2 protein-coding genes are annotated in these 820 nt (G+C 66.3%); one reads left to right on the forward strand and one right to left on the reverse strand.

Annotated elements, in window-relative coordinates; translation table 11 throughout:
• A partial coding sequence (locus ACYVDE_RS24740; RefSeq protein ID WP_460504174.1) for a 2'-5' RNA ligase family protein occupies positions 1-201 on the reverse strand: 201 nt, incomplete at its 3' end.
• Between the two features lie 92 nt (positions 202-293).
• Between ACYVDE_RS24740 and ACYVDE_RS24745 the strand changes: the two genes are divergently transcribed.
• Positions 294-820 (forward strand): amidohydrolase family protein (locus ACYVDE_RS24745; protein WP_460504175.1); only part of this gene is annotated, 527 nt, incomplete at its 3' end.

Genomic DNA, 820 nt, shown 5'->3' on the forward strand with positions numbered 1-820 from the left:
CGTGGCCTGCGCCACGGCTTGCAGCCGGGCCGCCACGGCCGGCTGCTCGGTGCCCGGCAGGTGGTGGAATAGCGTAAGATGCGCGGCCAGGTAGTTGATTTTGGGCGGGAAATGTTGCGTGCGCAGGTCGTTGAAATACGCCTGCGACGCGGCATCGAGCGCGAGGGTGAGAATGAGCGGGGCAGCGGGAGCGTCGGACATGGAAGAAAAGGGAGGTCCGGCCCCAAGTACGCAAAGCCGGCGGGCGCGGCCGTATTTTGCCGGTCGTTTATTCCCGCGCTTCCCGCCCACCCATGTCCGATTTGGCTCCGTATTCGCTTCTCATTCAGCACGCCGCGCAGGTGCTCACGCTGGCCGGCGGCCCCACCCACCGCCCCTTGGCGGGTGCCGACCTCGGCAGCTGGCACATTATTGAAAATGGCTTCGTGGCCTGCGTGGATGATAAAATTGCGGCCGTGGGCGCTATGGCCGAGCTCGATGCCAGCCGTATCGGTCCCGCAACGCAGGTAATTGACGCCACCGGCTGCGTACTCATGCCCGGGCTGGTGGAGTGCCACACGCACCTCGTGTTCGGTGGCAACCGGGCCCACGAGTTCGAGCGCAAGCTGCGCGGCGAAAGCTACCTCGACATTCTGGCCAGCGGCGGCGGCATTCTGAGCACCGTGCGCGCCACCCGCGCCGCCTCGGAAGACGAATTGCTGGCCAATGCCCTGCATCATTTGGAGGGCTTCCGGCGCTACGGCGTAACCACCGTGGAAGCCAAAAGCGGCTACGGCCTCGACCGCGACACCGAGCTGCGCCTCGTGCGCGTGGCGCGGCA

Source organism: Hymenobacter agri (assembly GCF_054778495.1).